This window comes from Micromonospora haikouensis (assembly GCF_900091595.1).
Taxonomy (GTDB): Bacteria; Actinomycetota; Actinomycetes; order Mycobacteriales; family Micromonosporaceae; genus Micromonospora; species Micromonospora haikouensis.
The window spans coordinates 68736-87099 of the sequence record NZ_FMCW01000001.1 but is presented as its reverse complement, the minus strand read 5'-3'; the positions used below and the strand labels follow the sequence as shown (position 1 = coordinate 87099).

Below are 18364 nucleotides of genomic sequence, written 5' to 3'. Positions count from 1 at the left end.
TTGTCGTCACGGGCGGACTGAATAGTCACGGCGGACGACAACTGTCCAAGGTCCGGTAGTGGCGGTCGGCGGATGCCCACGGTCCGGGTAGGAGCGGTCAGCGGACCGGGTCGTGGGTGCCCCGGGGCACGTGCGGCTTGCAGCGGCGCAGCCGCTCGGCGGCCATCCGCCCGCCCACGGCCAGGCCGTGCCGCTCGACGGCGGCCAGCCCGTACGCGCTGCACGTCGGGGTGTAGCGGCACTGGCCCGGCCAGCGGTGCGACAGCCACCGTCGGTAGCCGAGGATCGCGGCCCGGCCGGCCCGGTCGACGACCGGCGCGCGGGTCGCCCCGGCGGCCACCGAGCCGAGGGTGAGCAGGAACGAGAAGAGCCCGAAGTCGCAGCAGTCCGGGCCGTCGCAGTCGCAGTCGGTGCACGAGTCGACGCCGCGCCGCTTCTTCTTGCGGTGGCGGTCCCGCTTGAGGTTGAGCATGCCGACGATGGTGCGGCACGCGCGCCACCTGACCGAACGGAGGAGTCAGGACCAGACCGTACGGCGCAGCCCCTCGTGGGCAGCGCAGACGTCGGGCCGCCCACCGGTGAGGGTGAGCGCGCCGTCGCGGCACTGCACCAGATAGCCCGTGCCGGCCCAGAAGTCCTGCCCGCAGTCGAAGTAGTCGCAGACCCGCACGTCGGGCCGGCGGATGCGGGAGCCGCCGCAGTAGTCGTACCCGAAGGGGTTGGCCGGCGCGCCGCAGAGCCCGTCGCGCTTCGCGGCCGGCGGGCCGGCGGGCGGCGGCGCGGCGGACGACGCGGCGGTGGACGACGCGGTGCCGTGCCGCGGCCTCGGCGACGCCGTCGGGCCGGGCCGGGCGGTGGGGAGCACGGCCGCCCCGGGGGTGGGCGCTGCGGTGGCGGCGGCGGCGACGTCCGAGCCGGGCCGCACCGGCGGGTCCGACTCGAACAGCGCCACGGGCACCAGCAGCGCCACGGCGGCGGCCACCGCGACGGTACGCCGACCGCCCGGCACGAGGGAGGTGATCCGGGCCTGCGCGGGGGTGGCGATGGCGGGGCGGAACGGCCGCGTCTGGTCGTGTTCGGCGATCAGCTCGTCGAGCTGCGCCAGGACCGCGCCCCGCTGCTCGATGGCCTCGGCGAAGGCCAGGGTGAGGGTGAACCGGAACTCCGCGGCGGCGTCGGCGGGCAGCAGCAGGCCGGAGGTGCGCCGCCGGTCGAGGACCTGGATCAGCGTGACCGGCGCCGCCGGGTCGTGGGCCAGACCGGTCATCCTCCCGTACGCCCAGTCGCGCCGGCCCCGCCCGCCGAGCAGGACGAGGCGGCGGTCGGTGAGCACGGCGAGGCCGGCGTCGGTGACCTTGACCCCGTCGGGGCGGCGGTGGTGCAGCGCGGACCGGCCGGGGTCGACGCACAGGTCGGGGGCGGGGAGCACGGCGGTGTGCCGCAGCTCGACCAGTTGCACGGCGGGCAGCGCCCAGAACACCCGCTCGCCGGGGGCGAGCTCCAGGGGCAGGCCGGCTCCGGCGGTGGCCTGCCGGCCGAAGTCGGCCGCCGCCGCGCGCAGCCGCCGCAGCTCGTCGTCGCGTCGCCGCCAGGCCCGCTCGGCGTCGCGGTACGTCCGCTGCCGCCGCTCGTTCTGCCGGTGCGCCCACCGGTACCGCCACGTGGGGGCCGCCGAAGGCCGCCAGGTGGAACCCGTCGAATCAGTCTTCGCCACGCCGACTCCTTCGCCGCGCGAGCCACCAACCGGGGTGTCACCGGGATCAACGGCAGCGACAAACCAGACGGACCCACCAAAACAGGCTAATCACCCGATCGGTGGACCAAACAGCACGGTAGGCGGATGACAGCGCGTCGATTCACGTTCCCCGCCGGGAACCGTGTGGGGAGGTGGATCACTGGGTATCGCCTTCCGCAGCCGGGCGCGGCGGGCGTGCCGGCACCGCCGACGCCGAGGAGGAGCCGTGGCCGACCCGGACCAGCACCCGCGCGTGGTGATCGGGGTCGACATCGGCACCACCAGCACCAAGAGCGTCGCGTACGACACCGACGGGCGACAGCTCGCCAGCCACTCGGTGGGCTACCCGCTGGACGAGCCGCAGCCCGGCTACGCCGAGCAGGACCCGCTGCTGATCTTCGACGCGGTGGTGGAGACGGTCCGCGCGGTGGTGGCCGAGCTGCCCGGGCCGGTCGCGGGGCTGTCGTTCAGCACCGCGATGCACAGCCTGATCGGGCTGGACCCCGACGGGCAGCCGCTGACCCCGTCGGTGACGTGGGCGGACTCCCGCGCCAGCCGGCAGGCCGAACGGCTGCGCGCCGCCCGGTCGGGGCTGGCGCTGCACCGGCGCACCGGCACCCCGGTGCACCCGATGGCGCCGCTGCCGAAGCTGGTCTGGTTCGCCGAGCAGGAGCCGAAGCTCTTCGAGCAGGTCGCGCACTGGGTCGGCATCAAGGACTACGTGCTGCTGCGGCTGTGCGAGGCGCTGGTCACCGACCACTCGGTCGCGTCCGCCAGTGGCCTGATGGACATCCAGACCGGCGCCTGGGACGCCGAGGCGCTGCGCATCGCGGGCATCACCGAGGAGCAGCTGCCGCAGCTCGTGGCGACCACCACGGTCCTGCCGGGGCTCACCGCCGAGTACGCCGCCGCCACCGGCCTGCCCGCGGACACCCCGATCGTGGTCGGGGCCGGGGACGGGCCGCTGGCCAACCTGGGGCTCGGCGCGGTGCATCCGGGCGTCGTGGCCTGCTCGATCGGCACCAGCGGGGCGATGCGGGTGATGGTCGAACGCCCCGCCGTGGACCCGCTCGGCGGGGTGTTCTGCTACGCGCTGACCGAGGACCGCTGGGTCGTCGGGGGCGCGATCAACAACGGCGGGATCGTGCTCCAGTGGGCCGGCGACGCCCTCGCCCCCGAGCTGGGCGAGGACTCCGAGGAGGAGCTGCTCGCCCTGGCCGCCCGCGCCCCCGTCGGCTCCGGCGGGCTGATCATGCTGCCGTACCTGCTCAGCGAGCGCGCGCCGCACTGGAGCGCGCTGCCGCGCGGGGCGTACGTGGGGCTGACCCACGGCCACCGCCGCGAGCACCTGGTCCGGGCGGCCCTGGAGGGGGTCTGCCAGCAGCTCGCCCTGGTGCTCGCGTCGGTGCGGTCCGCCGGCAACGAGGTGCGGGAGGTGCGGGCCAGCGGCGGGTTCGCCCGCAGCCCGCTGTGGCGGCAGCTGCTCGCCGACGCCCTCGGCATGCCGGTGCGCTTCCCCGCCGGGCACGAGGGGTCCAGCTTCGGCGCGGCGCTGCTGGGCATGCAGGCCCTCGGCCTGATCGCGTCCGTCGACGTCGCCGCCGACCTGGTCCGCATCGACGAGACGGTACGCCCCGACCCGGCCGCCGCTGCCACGTACGCCGCGCTGCTCCCCCTGCACGCCGAGCTGTACGACGCGCTCGTCCCGACGTTCACGTCGCTGCGGCGGCTGGCCCCGAGCCTCCCGCCGGAGCCGCCACCCACCGCCCCACCCATGTGATCGCCCGTGCCGCCGCCGGCACGGACGCCGTCCGAAGGTCGTGATAACCGTGGTCACACTGCCCGCCGCACCGGCGGAACCCCTCACCGACGCCGGTGACGCCCAACTGATCGTCGCGGCCGTCCTGGGCATCGCCGCGGTGGTGGTCCTGATCGCCTGGGGCAAGGTCCATCCGTTCCTGGCGCTGATCCTCGGCGCGGGCGTGCTCGGCGTCGCCGCCGGGGTGGGTGCCGAGGCGATCGTCACCTCGTTCAGCGGCGGCGTCGGCTCCACCGTCGGCGGGGTGGGACTGCTGATCGCCCTGGGTGCGATGATCGGCGGCCTGCTCGCCGAGTCCGGCGGCGCGGACGGCATCGTCACCCGCATCGTCGACCGGGTCTCCGGCCGGGGGCTGCCGTGGGCGATGGCCGGGGTGGCCGCCCTGATCGGCCTGCCGCTGTTCTTCGAGGTCGGCGTGGTGCTGCTGGTGCCGATCGTGCTGCTGGTCGCGAAGCGTACCGGCGTGTCGCTGATGAAGGTCGGCATCCCGGCGCTGGCCGGCCTGTCGGTGCTGCACGGCCTGGTGCCGCCGCACCCGGGGCCGCTGGTGGCGATCTCGTCGCTCAACGCCGACCTGGGCCTCACGCTGGGGCTGGGCCTGCTGATCGCCATCCCGACGGTGATCGTCGCCGGCCCGGTCTTCGGCAACATGATCTCCCGGTACGTGCCCGCGACCATCCCCGAGGCGCTCCTGCCGACCCGCACGCCGGCCGCCGTCGGCGGGGCGGAGCGGGGGGCGGCCGGGCCGGGGGCTGCCGGGCGGCGGCAGGCCGACGTGGACGGCGAGCTGCTCACCGAGGACGACCTGGTCAACCCGGGCACCGGCCGCCCCGGCGCGCCCGTGGACGACTCCGGGACCGAGACCGCCCGGCGGGCCCCGAAGTTCTGGCCGGCGGTGATCACGGTGCTGCTGCCGGTGGTGCTGATGCTGCTGCGGGCCATCGGCGAGCTGACCCTGGCCGAGGACACCGCGGGCCGCCGGGTCCTCGACATCATCGGCACCCCGATCGTGGCGCTGCTGGCCGGGGTGATCGTGGCCATGTTCACCCTCGGCTTCCAGGCCGGCTTCAGCCGCAAGCAGGTCTCGTCGGTGCTCGGCGGGTCGCTGCCGCCGATCGCGGGCATCCTGCTGATCGTCGCGGCCGGCGGCGGGTTCAAGCAGGTGCTGGTGGACGCCGGCGTGGGCAACCTGGTCGCCGACGCGGCGAAGGACGCCAGCCTGTCGCCGCTGCTGCTGGGCTGGCTGGTCGCCGTCGGCATCCGGGTCGCGACGGGTTCGGCGACGGTGGCCACGATCACCGCCGCCGGCATCGTCGCCCCGCTCGCCACGACCATGGACCGGCCGGGGGTCGCCCTGCTGGCCCTGGCGATCGGCTGCGGGTCGCTGTTCTTCTCGCACGTGAACGACGCCGGTTTCTGGCTGGTGAAGGAGTACTTCGGACTCACCGTCGGGCAGACCATCAAGAGCTGGTCGGTGCTGGAGACGATCATCTCAGTGGTCGGCTTCGCGGGCGTGCTGCTGCTTGACCTGCTGCTGTGACCTGCGGGCGGTGGGCGGCCTGCTCGCCAGTGCCTGCCGGAGGTGGGGATGGTCGTCGCGCTCCCTAGGGAGCTGATGTCGTGGATGATTCAGATCGAGGTCTCCAGACAGGCTGCCGGCCGGGAGCGCGCCGCAAACAGACCAGGCGCACGCCCGGTGCCCGACGGTGATGTCGTAAACGACTCAGCTCCCTAGGGGCCGGAAGGACCGAGGCCGGAACGACCGAGGCCGGACCACCGTGGACCCGCCCCGCCCCGGCCGGCGCGGGCCCGCGCCGGGCGATGACCAAGCCAACAGTGGGGCGACGGCCGGGCCGACAGCCGGGCGACGGCCGGCGGTGGCGTGACGGAAGCCGGGGCGCGCCGGGTGGAAGCCGGGCGGGGGGTCAGGTGCGGTTGCGGGCCGCCGGGGTGAGGGCGGCGCGCAGGCCGGCGAGGCCGGTGGGGCGGCCGTACCGCCAGCCCTGGCCGTGCACGCAGCCGATCGCCGTGACCGCCTCGTGCTGCCGGTCGGTCTCCACCCCCTCGGCCACCACGGTCAGGTCGAACGCGTCGGCGAGCCGGGTCACCATCTCCACCGTGGCGTACGCGCGGGAGTCCTCGCCGAGCCGGGCCACGAACGACCGGTCGATCTTGAGCTCTGTGGCCGGGATGCGGTGCAGGTAGCTCAGCGACGAGTAGCCGGTGCCGAAGTCGTCGATGGCGATGCGGATGCCCAGCTCGCGGAGCTGGCGCAGCCGGTCGAGCACGGCGTCGCTGCCCTCGATCAGGGCAGACTCGGTCAGCTCCAGGGTGAGCGCGCGGGGAGCGAGGCCGGCGCCGGCGGTGGCCGAGGTGACGGTGGCGATGAGGTCGGGTCGGCGCAGGTGCGCGGCGGCGATGTTGACCGCGACGGTGGCGTCCGGGTTGCGGTCCCGCCAGGTGGCGGCGGCCCGGCACGCCTCGTGGATCACCCAGCGGTCGATCGGCAGGATCAGCCCGGTCTCCTCGGCCAGCGGCAGGAACCGGGCGGGGGTGAGCAGCCCCAGCCGGGGGTGCCGCCAGCGCACCAGCGCCTCCGCGCTGCGCACCTCGCCGGTGGCCAGGTCGACGATCGGCTGGTATTCCAGGTGCAGCTGCTCCTCGTCGACGGCGCGGCGCAGGTCGGCGATCAGCTCGGCGCGGCTCACCGCCGCCTCCCGCAGCGCGGCCGTGCACGTGCGGTACGCGGACTTGCCGGCCGCCTTGGCCGCGTACATGGCGATGTCGGCGTCGCGGAGCAGGTCGGTGTGGGAGGCGTGCTGCGGGCCATACTCGGCGATGCCGATGCTGGCCGAGGGGTGCACGCCGGCCTCCTCCTCGCCGGGGGAGGGTTGCAGGGCGTCGAGCAGCCGTTCGGCCAGGTGCTCGGGGCGGACCTCCCGGTCGCCGTCGACGAGGACGGCGAACTCGTCGCCGCCGAGCCGGACGACGGTGCCGTCGTCGGCCACGGCCGCCTTCATCCGGCCGGCGATGCTGGTCAGCAGGTCGTCGCCGGTGACGTGCCCGAACCGGTCGTTGACCTGCTTGAAACCGTCCAGGTCGAGCAGCAGGACGGCGACCGGGGGCCCGTCGCGCAGCGCCCGGCGCAGCCGGCGGGTGAAGGTCAACCGGTTGGGCAGGCCGGTGAGCTGGTCGGTGTAGGCGAGGCGGCGCAGCCGGGCGACGAGCCGCAGGTTCTCGTTGGCGGCCAGCCCCTGCCGCAGCGCGAGCACCCCGAGCAGGGCCATCATGCCGACGAAGACCAGGTGCGGGGTCTGTCCGGTGGGCCGGCGGGCCAGCACCACCGCCACGATCGCGCCGCCCACCGGCAGGTAGGGCAGGGCGACGCGCCACCACGGCGGCAGCGGCGCCTCGACGGCCTCCTCGGCGGCGTCCCAGGCCGGGGGCGGCGGATAGTGGGCGGCGACGCCGATCAGCAGGTAGCTCAGCGGCCAGCACACGTCGATCGGATGGCCGGGGGCGTAGCTGCCGTGGGCGAACAGGGAGACGTACGCGGCGTCGGCGACCGCCCGGGTGCCCAGGCTCGCCCCGATCGCGGCGAGCGGCCGCCACATCGGGCGGGCCGGGCCGGCCACCGCGACGAGGATGGTCAGCTGCATCAGGTCGAGCATCGGGTAGAGCAGCCCGAAGGTGCGCACCGGGTCGGCCAGGTCGGCGTCGGCGATGTCCCGGAACACCACCACCCAGCCGATCGGGATGAGGGCGAGCCCGACGATCACCCCGTCGAGCACGGTGCGGGCCCGGCCGACGGCGTTGCGGGACGTGGCGGCGCAGCAGAGCAGCGCGGCGGTGCCGGTGCCGATGCCGAGGGTGAACAGCGCGCCGATGAGCACCGTGTGCGGCAGGGCGTCGTCGCCGAGCCGCTGGACCGTCCACACCGTCCGGCCGAGGGCGGCGAGGCCCATGGTGACGGCGAGCAGCACCCAGAACCGGCGCAGCGGCGCCGGGTGCCGGCGGGCGGCCCGGACGCAGGCGTGGCCGGCCCAGCCCGCCACGGCGATCGCGATGAGGTCGCTGACCAGGGCCGCGCCGGGCAGGGCGACGACCAGCCAGGTCAGCTCGACGAGCAGGATCGCCGCAGCCACGGCGAGCCCGGCCCGGCCGGGCCGGGCCGCCCCGGCGGGAGCCGCGCAGGCGGGACGTGCGTCGTGGGGCAGCACAGTGTCGTCCGGCTCTCTCTCCTGCGCGCACCCTCGACGGCGAGGACCGGTGATTGACGGCGAACCACGAAAGCGTAGCCAGCGGCAGGGCGGGCCGCCAGGCGGGTGCACAGAGGACGGTGGCGCGGCTCCGGCCGGCGCGACCGTCAGGCGAGCCGACCGAAGATCGGGTGGGGACTGATCTGGACCCGGGGCTCGGGCTTGCCGTACCACCGGGCGGCGCGGATCGCCTTCATCGCCGCCTTGCGCCGCTCGGTGTCCATCCGGTCGATGAACAGCACACCGTCGAGGTGGTCGGTCTCGTGTTGCAGGCACCGGGCCAGGTAGCCGGAGCCGACGACCTGCACCGGGTCGCCGTGCCGGCTGTATCCCTTGGCCACCACGTTCATGCGGCGCCTGGTGTCGAAGTAGAGACCGGGCATCGACAGGCAGCCCTCGGGTCCGTCCTGCTCCTCCTCGTCGGGGAAGCGCAGCACCGGGTTGACGAGGTGCCCCTTCAGGTTTTCGACGTGGTAGACGAAGACGCGCAGCCCGATGCCGAGTTGCGGGGCCGCGAGGCCGGCGCCCCGCTCGTCGTCCAGCGTGTCGGTGAGGTCGCGGACGAGCCGGTGCAGCTCCTTGTCGAAGGTGGTCACCTCCTCGGCCGGCTGGGTGAGGACCGGATCGCCGAGCAGGCGTACGGGCAGGACGGCCATGGGGGTTCCCCTCGGGTTGGCTTGACCCTCTGTTTGCAAAGCACGATACTTTGCAAGGTGACCGACGCGCAGACCCCCGGCGAAACCGACGCGCCGCAGCAGGGCGGGTTCGACCGGGTGGCCGAGGAGGCCCTGAGCCATCCCGTGCGGGCGGCGCTGCTCGACCTCGTCCGCCGGCGCGGCACCCTCACCGCCACCGAGGCTGCCCGCGAGCTGGGCGGCAACAGCGGCCAGCACTCCTTCCACCTGCGGCAACTCGCCCGCTACGGGTTCATCGAGGAGGCGCCGCACGGCCCCGGCCGGGTGCGCCCGTGGCGGCTGGCCGCCCCCGTCGCCGAGCCGGAGCCGCAGGAGGAGCTGTCCGGCCTGGCCCGAGGGCTGGAGGACGAGGCCTACCGCAACTGGCTCGCCCAGCGCGACCGGGCACCGCAGCGGTGGCGGCACGACGAGGCGTTCAGCCAGGTCCTCTACCTCACGCCCCGCGAGCTGACCGAGATCGGCGCCGCCGTCCGGGAGCTCGTCAACCGCTACCGGCACCGGGAGCACCGGCCGCTGACCCGGCCACCGGGCTCCGCGCCCGTCGCGGTCGTGGCCCGCCTGTTCCCGCTCCTCGAACCGGACCTCGCCGGGCCGGGCGGGGACCCTTCCGGCGACACCGGCCCGCAGAGCTGAACGTGCCGGCACCGCCGGGAGGGCTAACGCGCCGGCCACCGCCGGGAGGGCTGAACCCGCCGGCCACCGCCGGGAGAGCCGTCAGGCCCACTCCTCCGCCGGGTCACCGTCCGCCGGCCCGACAGCCGGGCCGGGGGCGGGATCGGAGAGGACGGGGGCGGCCGGCGGGCCACCGTGCGTCCACGGCGTCTCCTCCGGGGTGGGGAACGACCCCGCCGGCAGGAACCCGTCCGACAGGGTGGTGAGGCAGAGCCGCTCCCCCACCTCCGGCACCGTGCCCGGCGGGGCGGTCAGCCCCCGGCCCATCCCGCCGGAGAGCTCCAGCACCACCTCGGTCTTGCCGTCGGCCGCCGGGGTCAGGAACACCACCCGCGCCTTCTGCCCGGGCCGGGCCGGCGAGTACAGCGTCGCGCCGACCGGCACGGCCACCGGCTCGGTGGTCACCACCTGGATGCGGGGGCGCAGCACCGGGCGCTTGCCGGTGTCGTCGACCCGCGCCGGGTCGGTGAGCGTCACGTCCCCGACGAATGCCTCCCCGGCGAGCCGGTGCTCGGCCATCACCAGCGGGTCGTCGTAGGCGCGCTGCACCGCGTACGAGGCCGCGGCCCGCTCCAGCCGGTGCAGGCGCACGGCCGCCGCCACCGCGCCGTCGCGGCGCGGCTGCGGCCCGCCGCCGGCGTCGACGTGCTCCGCGTAACCGGTGAAGGCGTCCCGGTCGCCGGCCCACCGCCCCGCCACCCGCGCCCCCGGCGGCAGGGCGGCCAGCAGCCCCAGGCCGCGCCACACCAGCTCCCAGGTGGGCGCGAGCTGGCCGCGCAGCGCCAGCTCCAGCTCCGCGTACGCGGACCACCGCGCCGCCTCGTCGTCGGCCGCGTCGGCGTACGCGGCGATGGCCGGGGCGAGCACCCGGTTGTCGAACTCCGGGTCGGTGGCCGGGCCGGCGGGCGGGCAGCGCGCCGGGTCCTCGGCGCGGGCCGCCGCCTGTGCCCCGGTGAGCCCCGGCGGCGGGTCGAGCCAGCCCAGCACCGCCGGCAGGTGCTGGTCCTCCACCGCGCTCTGCCCGGTGGCCCAGTGCAGGGTCAGGGCGTCGGTCAGCGCCAGCAGCGCCGACGAGCCGGGCTGCTCGGCCCGCTCGGCGAAGAACGTCAGCCAGCGCCCGAGCAGCGGCACCGCCGGGTGCACCGGGTAGTCGCCGTCGGTGCGGCGGAACCGGGTGGAACGGCCGAACAGCCGCAGGAACGTCACCCCGCCCGGGTTCGGCACGACGAGCTGCGGCGCGTCGACGTACCGGTGCCGGACGTCGCGCCCCCGGTCGACCGCGACCGCCTCCGTGTCGCCCCGGAACGAGTCCAGGTAGGGCAGCACGATCCCGGCCAGCTCGGCGGCGAACGCGAACCGCTGGTCGCGGTTGCGCGGCTGCGGCACGATCAGCAGCCGGGCCGCGTCGGGGGCGTCGCCGACCAGCGCCGCGAGGGGGGCGTTCGCCTCGCCCGCCATCGTCAACGGCACCAGCACCAGCGGCCGGTCCGACAGGTGCAGGTGCCGGACGGTGGCCACCGGCTGCGCCACCCCGGCGGCGAGCGCCTGGGCCTTCGCGAGCGCGCGCAGCGTACTCATGCGGGCTGACCGGCCAGGGCGTCGGCGCGCAGCCGGGCCGCGGCCCGCAGCAGCGCGGCGGCCTCCGCCTGCCCGGGCGCGCCCGGGTCGGAGCCGGCGGCCAGCGCGAGGACCTCGGCCACCGTCGCGACCCCGCCGAGCGCCTCGCGGACGGGCCGGCCCAGCGCGGCCGTCTCGGCGCGGGTCTCGTGCCGGCAGAAGTACGCCAGCTCGCAGGCCGCGAGGCAGTCGGGGGCGTAGCGGGCCGGCACCGACGTCAGCGACCGGCGCAGCCGCTCGGGGTCGGTCGACGGGTCGGCGGTGAAGTCGGCGGGCAGCCTGGCCAGCAGGTCGTCGACGCGGGCCATCCGGTCGAGCTGGCGGCGCAGCACCAGTAGTTGCTTGCGCACGTCCACCAGGCTGGCGACGGGCCGGTTGGCGAAGTCGCGCGGGCAGACGAGCACCACGTCGGAGGAGACCAGCGCCGCGTCGTGCCCCTCGGCGGCGAGCAGCTCGCGCAGCGCGAGCACGTAGACGGCCGACTGGATCGCGGCGGCGGCCACCTTGCCCGGGTCGGCCTGCCCGTCGATCACCGGGAACGACTTGATCTCCACGACGTGGAACCGGCCGGCGAGGCGGGCCGCCACCAGGTCCGGCTCCAGGTGCACCCGCTGGCCTGCGACGTCGAGGCCGAGCAGCGGATGGTCGAACAGGGCGGCCGGGTCGTCGGCGCCGACCGGCGCGGCGGCGGCCAGCGCGGCACGGGACCGCGCGGCCCGGCCGAACTGGGCGGTGGCGTCGGGCGGATCGCCGCGGTCCTCCGCGCCCAGGTCCGTCCAGGTCGCCGGGCCGGTCGAGTCCACGCCCAGCCGCTCGGCGACCAGCCGCAGCAGCTCGGCCCCGCCGTCGGCCTTGACCAGCGCCTCGAAGGCGTTGCCCCGGGTGATCGCGAAGCGGGACTGCCCGAACCGGGCCGGGAACCCGACCCGCTCCGCCAGCCCCGGCTTGTCGGCCCCCGCGCTGTCCAGCACGGCCCGGCGGTCACAGCCGGGGTTGCCGGTCAGCGCGGCGGTCGTCCGGGCGTTGTGCCGGCGCGGCGCACCGCCGCCCCGGATCTCGGCCAGTCGCCGCGCGGTGCTCGTCACGACACGCCACCTTAGGCGGTCCGCGCCCGTTCGGCGCGGGCCGCGCCGCGACGGACCAGCACGGCCACCGCGAAGCTGGCGGCCAGCGCCGCCCCGGCCATCGCCCAGAGCACCGTACGCAGGCCGGAGGTGAAGCCCGGGTCGGCGAGCCGGCCGGCGGTGGTGCTGGCCAGCACCGCCCCGACCACCGCGATGGCGATCGTCTCGGTCGTCATCCGGGCGGTGTTGATCATGCCGGCGCCGGTGGCCGCCCGCGCCGGCTCGACGCTGCCGATCGCGATCGCGTCCAGCAGCCCGATCGACAGGCCGATGCCCACCCCGATCGTCAGCAGCGGCCCGGCCAGCGACGCGGTGCCGCTGTCCGGGGCGATGACGGTGGCCCAGGCCGCCCCGCCCGCGACCACCACCACGGAGCACACGATGACGACCGGGGCCGGCACCAGCCGGGTCAGCGCGCCGCTGAGCAGGGGCAGCACCAAGGTCGGCGCGGTGAGCAGGATCAGCGTGCCGCCGGCCGCGCCGGGGCTCAGCCCGACGACGGTCGTCAGGTACGACGGCAGGTAGACCAGCAGCGGCACCAGCACCGCGACGGTGGCGGCCGCCGCCAGGCAGACGCCGACGAACCGGGGGTTCGCCAGCAGGGCCAGGTCGAACATGGGCGCGGCACGGCGGCGCTCCACCCGGACGAAGAGCGTCAGCAGGGCGACCGCCGCGACGAAGGCCACCACGATCACCGGGGCGGACCAGCCGAACTCGGGACCCTGCACGAAGCCGAAGGTGAGCAGCAGCAGCGCGGCCGTGAACGACATGGTGCCGGGCCAGTCGACCCGCCCGGCGTGCGGCTGGCGGGACTCCGGCAGCAGCGGCACGATGCCGAGGACCGCGCAGGCGGCCAACGCGGGGACGGCGAACACGGCCCGCCAGCCGAACGCCTCGATCAGCAGCCCCGCGACCGACGGGCCGAGCGCGAGGCCGGCGCCGACCGCCGTGCCGAACAGGCTGAACGCGCGGGCCCGCCCCGCCCCCTGAAACGCGCTGGCCAGCAGGGCGGCGGCGCTGGTCGCCGCGGCGGCCGCGCCGACGCCGGCGAGCACCCGGGCCGCGTCGAGCAGCACGATGTCGTCGGCGAACGCGCCGGCCAGCCCGGCGACGGCGAAGAGCGCCAGGCCGGTGGCGTAGACGCGGCGGCGGCCGAGCAGGTCGGCGAGCGCGCCGGTGGCGAGCATGAAGCTGGCGAATGTGGCGTTGTAGCCGTTCACCACCCACTGCACCCCGGCCAGCCCGGCGTCGAGGTCGCGACCGATGTCGGGCAACGCGACCGACGCGCCGGTCAGCGAGATCGGCAACGACATGGTGGACAGCAGGACGGCGACCAGCACGACGGCCGGATGGTTGCGCACGATTCTCCCCGTTCTTCGCGGCGGCCCCAGCCTAGACATCACCAGCCGGGCACTTCCGGCATGGCGGGGCGTTCTCGTGGCACGCGGCAACAGGGCAACAGGGCAACAGGGCAACAGGGCATGATCGTCTGCTGATCATGGAGACGGTCAGCGGCCGGCGGAGCGGTTCCAGGGCGAGCGGGGCAGGGCGGTGCCGGCCAATGGGCGGCGGGCGCGGCGGGGCCGGCGGCCCGGAGTGCAGGACGGGCGGGAGATGGCGGGTGCGGGAGCCTCGGGCACCAGGACGGGGTCGCGGTCGGTCAGGAGGTGACGGCCGATCAGCCAGCAGAGGAAACGGGCCATCTGCGGATCAGCCGACCGGGAGGCGCGCGGCCTCGGCGGCGGAGATGTCGTACTGGGTGCCGCAGAAGGTGCACTGCTGGACGTGGCGGGTGCGGATCGGGATCAGCGGGATGAAGAAGAGGGTGAACTTCGTCGACCGGCGACTGATCACCTGGGCGGCGTGGTTGCCGCAGTTGCGGCACACCTGCTGTGCCACACCCGACCGGTCGACCTTGGTGCGGAGCCCGAATATGAAGAACATCGCCCCGCAGTACCCACCCGCCGCACTCCTTGCACCTGCCGATCCGGATCTCCCCCGCGGTGGGTGGGGCGGACCACAGCGCCGCAGCGCCGCCCCACCCACCGCCGCCGGTCAGGCGGACCAGTCCGGCCGCAGCGGGTAGCCGTTCGCCCCGCGCGGGCCGTTGCGGGTGGCCAGCACCTGGTGCAACTGGATCTCGTTGCGCTCGAACGCCAGCCGCGACCCCGCCATGTAAAGTCCCCACACCCGGGCGGTGCCCTGGCCGACCTCGGCCACGCACTCGTCCCAGTGCGCCACCAGGTTGCGGCACCAGCCGGCGAGGGTCAGCGCGTAGTGCTGGCGCAGGTTCTCCTCGTGGTGCACCTCCAGCCCCGCGTCGTGGATCTCGCTGATCAGCCGCCCGGGGCCGGCCAGCTCGCCGTCGGGGAAGACGTACCGGTCGATGAACGCGCCCGAACGGTGCGGGGCCCGGTTGTCGGCCCGGGTGATGCAGTGGTTGAGCAGCCGCCCGCCGACGCGCAGCCGGCCGCCCAGCGCCCGGAAGTAGGCCGGATAGTTGCGCACCCCGATGTGCTCGGTCAGGCCGATCGAGGAGATCACGTCGAACTGCTCACGCGGGGCGTCCCGGTAGTCCAGGTGCCGCACCTCGGCCAGCTCCGACAGCCCCTCCCGCTCGATGGCCGCCTGCGCCCACTGCGCCTGTGCCCGGGACAGGGTCACGCCCAGCGCCTTCACGCCGTATTCCCGGGCCGCGTGCCGGACCATGCCGCCCCAGCCGCAGCCGACGTCGAGCAGCCGCATCCCCGGCTTCAGCCCGAGCTTCCCGGCGACCAGGTCGTACTTCGCGGCCTGGGCCTGCTCCAGCGTGTCGTCGGGGCTGCGGAACACCGCGCACGTGTACGTCATCGACGGCCCGAGCACCAGCTCGTAGAAGGCGTTCGACACGTCGTAGTGGTGGGAGATGGCGGTGCTGTCCCGGATGCGGGAGTGCCGCAGCCCGTTGACCATCCGCTTCCAGCGCGGCGCGGCCTCCTGCGGCGGGGGCGGCGGCGGCATCAGCCGCTCCCAGCCCAGCCCGCGCACCAGGGCCAGCCCCTCGGCCAGCGACGGCGGGCGCAGCTTCAGCTCGTCCTTGAGCACCCGCAGCGCCTCGTACGGGTCGCCGGGGTGCACGCCGCCCAGCTCCAGGTCGCCGCTGACGTACGCCCGCGCCATGCCCAGGTCGCCCGGGGCGGTCAGCAGGTAGGACAGGCCCCGCTCGGTGCGGACGGCCAGGGTGATCCCGGCGTCGGCGGGGCCGACGGTGCTGCCGTCGTACCCCGTGATCCGGACCGGCAGGGCCCCGGCCGTGACGGCACGGACCACGTCGGCCACGGTCGGGGTCGCGCGCCGGCTCCCGGCCGGCGGGACGGACGGGACGTCGGCCGCCCCCTGTTCTCGGTCAATCAGGCTCATTTTCGCGCTACCGCCTTCTCGTAAAGTCCGGTGAGCCGGTGGTCCGGGTCGTAACGGTCCTTCACCGCGCGCCAGGTGTCCCCGCCGTAGAGCCGGTCGAACGCCTCGCGGTCGTAGTACGCGTCCGAGTACAGCGACTTGTGGCCGCCCGCGTCGGACACCGCGCGCTCGACCAGCCGGTTGACGTCGCCGTCGGCGGCGCCCCCGGTGATCGGCACGGTCCCCCAGAAGCCGATGTTGACGTAGTTCTGGCCGGGACGCAGCGGATATAGCGGCCAGGCCCGCGCCGAACCGGGGCCGGCCGGCTCGCGCAGCCGCAGCGGGCAGAGCCAGACGGGGGACATCCGCACCTCGCCGGCGAACCAGCGCAGGAAGCCGGCGGTGCCCTCCAGGGGGATCTCCACGTCCTGCACCACCCGCTCGCGGGCCGGCTGGCCGCGCAGCCGGTCGATGCGGGCCGCCACCTGGTGCCGGTGCTCCAGCCGGACGAGGCGGTGGTAGACGTCGCTGCGCCGCAACCGGGCCGGCCAGAGCCTCCGCACGACCGGGTGCTGCGCGCCGAACGCCGCCGAACACCAGAACCAGTCGGTGTCCCACCGCCACAGGTAGTCGTGGGTGGTCAGCCAGTCGCGGGTGCGCCGGGGCAGCGAGCGGTAATAGATGCCCTGGCCGGTGTAGTCGCTTACCTGCGGCGCGTCGTCGGTGAAGGTCGCCAGCACGAGGTACGCCTCGCCGGGGCTGAACATCACCCCGTCCATCGCGTCGACCGGCTCGCCGGCCCAGGAGCCGGTGGCGGTCACCTCGCCGATCGCCCCGGTCAACGCGTCGAGGTCGGTGAAGCGGACGTTGCGCAGGGCCACGTACGTGCGGACCGGGGCCAGCTCGATGCGCAGCCGGGTGGCGTAGCCGAGGCTGCCCAGCGAGTTGGGGAAGGCCGCGAAGAGGTCGGCGTGCGGCCCGTCGGGCCGGGCGGTGACGATCTCGCCCGCGCCGGTGAGGACGTCCAGCTCCAGGACGGACTCGTGCGGCAGGCCGTGCCGAAACGAGGTGGACTCGATGCCGAGGCCGGTGACCGCGCCGCCCAGGGTGATGGTGCGCAGCTGCGGCACCACCAGCGGCATCAGCCCGTGCGGCAGGGTCGCGGCGACCAGCCGCTCGTAGGTGCACATGCCCTGCACCTCGGCGGTGCGGGCGACCGGGTCGACGCCGATCACCCCGCCGAGGCCGCTGACGTCCAGGCCGGGGGCGCTCGGGGCGGATCTCGGGCGGAACAGGTTGGAGGTGCGTTTGGCCAGTCGAACGGTCTCGCCGGCGGGCACCGCGGCGTACGACTGCCGCAGCAGGTCCACCGCTCCGTCGTGGTCAACTGCATGATCCACACGGCCTGCGCGCATGAGATCACTGTACGCGCGAACGATCGTTCCGGTGGGGACGCTAACCTGGGGCGCATGCCGAAAGCCGTCTGGAACGACCTGGTGATCGCCGACAGCGACGACACGGTGGTGGTCGAGGGCAACCACTACTTCCCCCGCGCCGCCCTGCGCGACGACGTGCTCCGCGCGTCCACGACGCACACCTTCTGCCCGTGGAAGGGCACCGCCTCCTACTACTCGCTGGAGCACGACGGGCGCAGCAGCGCCGACGCCGTCTGGTACTACCCGGACCCGCTGCCGGAGGCCGAGATGGTCCGCGACCGGGTGGCGTTCTGGAAGGACGTCTCGGTCGTCGACTGAGCCGGCCCGCGCCGGCGCAGCAGCAGCGAGAGCCCGGCCGCGCCGATCGACAGCGCGCCCGCGACGTACCAGGCGACGGCGTAGTCGCCGAGCCGGTCGCGGACCAGCCCCGCCCCGGTCGCGGCGAACGCCGCGCCGAGTTGGTGGGCCGCGAAGACCCAGCCGAAGACCACCGCGCCGGACGCGCCGAACCACTCCCGGCACAGCGCCACCGTCGGCGGGACGGTGGCCACCCAGTCCAGGCCGTAGAAGACGACGAACACCAGCATGCTCGGCTCGGCGGTGCCCGCGAAGAGGCTCGGCAGCACCAGCAGCGACGCGCCGCGCAGCGCGTAGTAGGCGCCCAGCAGCAGCCGCGCGTCGAACCGGTCGGTGAGCCAGCCGGACGCGACCGTACCGACGATGTCGAACAGCCCGACCAGGGCGAGCAGCCCGGCGGCGGTGGTCTCGGCCATGCCGTGGTCGTGGGCCGCCGGCACGAAGTGGGTGCCGACGAGGCCGTTGGTGGTCGCGCCACAGATCGCGAAGCCGCCCGCGAGCAGCCAGAACGGCCGGGTCCGCGCGGCGGCGGCCAGCACGCCGACCGCCCGCGCCGCCGCGCCGCCCGTCGGCGGCGCGGGCGGGACCACCTCCGCCGCGCCGTAGGCGGGCACGCCGAGATCCGCCGGGTGCTCCCGCAGCAGCCACCCCACCAGGGGTACGACCGCCAGCGCGGCCCCGGCGACGACGAGCGCCGCCGCGCGCCAGCCGTGGTCGCGCACGAGCACGGCGACCAGCGGGAGGAAGACGAGCTGGCCGGCGGCCCCGCCTGCGGTCAGCACCCCGGTCACCAGGCCCCGCCGCGCGACGAACCAGCGCCCGGTGACGGTCGCCACGAAGGCCAGCGCCATCGACCCGGTGCCCAGCCCGACCAGCACGCCCCAGCAGAGGACGAGCTGCCAGCTCGCCGTCATGAAGACCGTCAGCCCGCTGCCGAGGGCCACCAGCACCAGGGCGACGGTCACCACCCGGCGGATGCCGAAGCGGTCCATCAGGGCGGCGGCGAAGGGTGCGGTGAGCCCGTAGAGCAGCAGGTTGACCGAGACGGCGGCGGAGACGGTGGCCAGCGGCCAGCCGAACTCGGCGTGCAGCGGGTGCAGCAGCACCGAGGGGGTGGCGCGGAAGCCGGCCGCGCCGACCAGCGCGACGAAGGCGACGGCGGCCACGGCCCAGGCCGGGTGGAAACGACGGGTACGGGTCACGCACCGAGTCTCGGGCCCCGACCGCCCGGCGACGAGTGGCCGGAATGCCATGGTGCGCAATAATCGGGCC

Annotated in this window: 15 protein-coding genes; 4 read left to right on the top strand and 11 right to left on the bottom strand. The window is 75.3% G+C overall.

Annotated elements, in window-relative coordinates:
• Positions 1 to 97: 97 nt before the first annotated feature.
• Positions 98 to 472, bottom strand: a complete 375-nt coding sequence (yidD, locus tag GA0070558_RS34015) for a membrane protein insertion efficiency factor YidD (protein WP_077936442.1) — start codon at positions 470 to 472, stop codon at positions 98 to 100.
• Between the two features lie 45 nt (positions 473 to 517).
• A complete protein-coding gene (locus GA0070558_RS00265; protein ID WP_091274190.1) occupies positions 518 to 1714 on the bottom strand; it encodes a hypothetical protein in 1197 nt (398 codons plus the stop codon).
• 247 nt (positions 1715 to 1961) lie between these two features.
• On the opposite strand from GA0070558_RS00265, the gene GA0070558_RS00260 reads away from it, so the two are divergent.
• Together GA0070558_RS00260 and GA0070558_RS00255 are read left to right on the top strand one after the other, a co-directional pair.
• On the top strand, positions 1962 to 3515 hold the full coding sequence (locus tag GA0070558_RS00260) for a gluconokinase (protein WP_256091648.1): 1554 nt from the start codon (positions 1962 to 1964) through the stop codon (positions 3513 to 3515).
• Between the two features lie 49 nt (positions 3516 to 3564).
• The gene (locus GA0070558_RS00255; protein WP_091274187.1) at positions 3565 to 5094 is read left to right on the top strand and encodes a GntT/GntP/DsdX family permease; all 1530 of its coding nucleotides are present in this window, start codon (positions 3565 to 3567) and stop codon (positions 5092 to 5094) included.
• A gap of 385 nt (positions 5095 to 5479) precedes the next feature.
• On the opposite strand, the gene GA0070558_RS00250 is transcribed toward GA0070558_RS00255, so the two are convergent.
• Both GA0070558_RS00250 and def read right to left on the bottom strand, forming a co-directional pair.
• Positions 5480 to 7774, bottom strand: coding sequence for a putative bifunctional diguanylate cyclase/phosphodiesterase (locus GA0070558_RS00250; RefSeq protein WP_176734040.1), 2295 nt, complete (start codon positions 7772 to 7774; stop codon positions 5480 to 5482).
• A 146-nt stretch (positions 7775 to 7920) separates the two neighbouring features.
• Positions 7921 to 8469 (bottom strand): peptide deformylase, encoded by a 549-nt coding sequence (gene def, locus GA0070558_RS00245; protein ID WP_091274183.1) that lies wholly within the window; start codon positions 8467 to 8469, stop codon positions 7921 to 7923.
• Positions 8470 to 8526: 57 nt separating this feature from the next.
• Between def and GA0070558_RS00240 the strand changes: the two genes are divergently transcribed.
• On the top strand, positions 8527 to 9141 hold the full coding sequence (locus tag GA0070558_RS00240) for a winged helix-turn-helix domain-containing protein (protein ID WP_218106940.1): 615 nt from the start codon (positions 8527 to 8529) through the stop codon (positions 9139 to 9141).
• A gap of 81 nt (positions 9142 to 9222) precedes the next feature.
• Here GA0070558_RS00240 and GA0070558_RS00235 read toward each other — a convergent pair whose 3' ends face one another.
• The 6 genes from GA0070558_RS00235 to GA0070558_RS00205 all read right to left on the bottom strand — a co-directional run bounded on the left by GA0070558_RS00235 (position 9223) and on the right by GA0070558_RS00205 (position 16714).
• The gene (locus GA0070558_RS00235; RefSeq protein ID WP_091274177.1) at positions 9223 to 10758 is read right to left on the bottom strand and encodes a hypothetical protein; all 1536 of its coding nucleotides are present in this window, start codon (positions 10756 to 10758) and stop codon (positions 9223 to 9225) included.
• Positions 10755 to 11882 (bottom strand): hypothetical protein, encoded by a 1128-nt coding sequence (locus GA0070558_RS00230; RefSeq protein WP_091274173.1) that lies wholly within the window; start codon positions 11880 to 11882, stop codon positions 10755 to 10757. The genes GA0070558_RS00235 and GA0070558_RS00230 overlap by 4 nt, the downstream gene beginning before the upstream one ends.
• 11 nt (positions 11883 to 11893) lie before the next feature.
• Positions 11894 to 13234 (bottom strand): MFS transporter, encoded by a 1341-nt coding sequence (locus tag GA0070558_RS00225; protein WP_439709551.1) that lies wholly within the window; start codon positions 13232 to 13234, stop codon positions 11894 to 11896.
• A 397-nt stretch (positions 13235 to 13631) separates the two neighbouring features.
• A complete protein-coding gene (locus GA0070558_RS00215) occupies positions 13632 to 13865 on the bottom strand; it encodes a zinc-ribbon domain-containing protein (protein WP_091274160.1) in 234 nt (77 codons plus the stop codon).
• A 111-nt stretch (positions 13866 to 13976) separates the two neighbouring features.
• On the bottom strand, positions 13977 to 15320 hold the full coding sequence (locus tag GA0070558_RS00210) for a class I SAM-dependent methyltransferase (RefSeq protein WP_091274156.1): 1344 nt from the start codon (positions 15318 to 15320) through the stop codon (positions 13977 to 13979).
• On the bottom strand, positions 15317 to 16714 hold the full coding sequence (locus GA0070558_RS00205) for an FAD-binding oxidoreductase (protein ID WP_091274152.1): 1398 nt from the start codon (positions 16712 to 16714) through the stop codon (positions 15317 to 15319). Before GA0070558_RS00205 ends, GA0070558_RS00210 begins: the two co-directional genes overlap by 4 nt.
• Before the next feature lie 54 nt (positions 16715 to 16768).
• On the opposite strand from GA0070558_RS00205, the gene GA0070558_RS00200 reads away from it, so the two are divergent.
• A complete protein-coding gene (locus GA0070558_RS00200) occupies positions 16769 to 17053 on the top strand; it encodes a DUF427 domain-containing protein (RefSeq protein ID WP_077936429.1) in 285 nt (94 codons plus the stop codon).
• Here GA0070558_RS00200 and GA0070558_RS00195 read toward each other — a convergent pair.
• Positions 16975 to 18294 carry an MFS transporter gene (locus GA0070558_RS00195; protein WP_228986462.1) on the bottom strand — a complete coding sequence of 440 codons (1320 nt, stop codon included), beginning with the start codon at positions 18292 to 18294 and terminating at the stop codon, positions 16975 to 16977. The genes GA0070558_RS00200 and GA0070558_RS00195 overlap by 79 nt on opposite strands.
• Between the last annotated feature and the right edge of the window lie 70 nt (positions 18295 to 18364).

Coding starts and splice junctions, on each gene's coding strand:
- GA0070558_RS00215 (WP_091274160.1), bottom strand. CDS start 13,865: ATGTTCTTCATATTCGGGCTCCGCACCAAGGTCGACCGGTCGGGTGTG.
- GA0070558_RS00210 (WP_091274156.1), bottom strand. CDS start 15,320: ATGAGCCTGATTGACCGAGAACAGGGGGCGGCCGACGTCCCGTCCGTC.
- def (WP_091274183.1), bottom strand. CDS start 8,469: ATGGCCGTCCTGCCCGTACGCCTGCTCGGCGATCCGGTCCTCACCCAG.
- GA0070558_RS00200 (WP_077936429.1), top strand. CDS start 16,769: ATGCCGAAAGCCGTCTGGAACGACCTGGTGATCGCCGACAGCGACGAC.
- GA0070558_RS00225 (WP_439709551.1), bottom strand. CDS start 13,234: ATGTCGTTGCCGATCTCGCTGACCGGCGCGTCGGTCGCGTTGCCCGAC.
- GA0070558_RS00205 (WP_091274152.1), bottom strand. CDS start 16,714: ATGCGCGCAGGCCGTGTGGATCATGCAGTTGACCACGACGGAGCGGTG.
- yidD (WP_077936442.1), bottom strand. CDS start 472: ATGCTCAACCTCAAGCGGGACCGCCACCGCAAGAAGAAGCGGCGCGGC.
- GA0070558_RS00235 (WP_091274177.1), bottom strand. CDS start 10,758: ATGAGTACGCTGCGCGCGCTCGCGAAGGCCCAGGCGCTCGCCGCCGGG.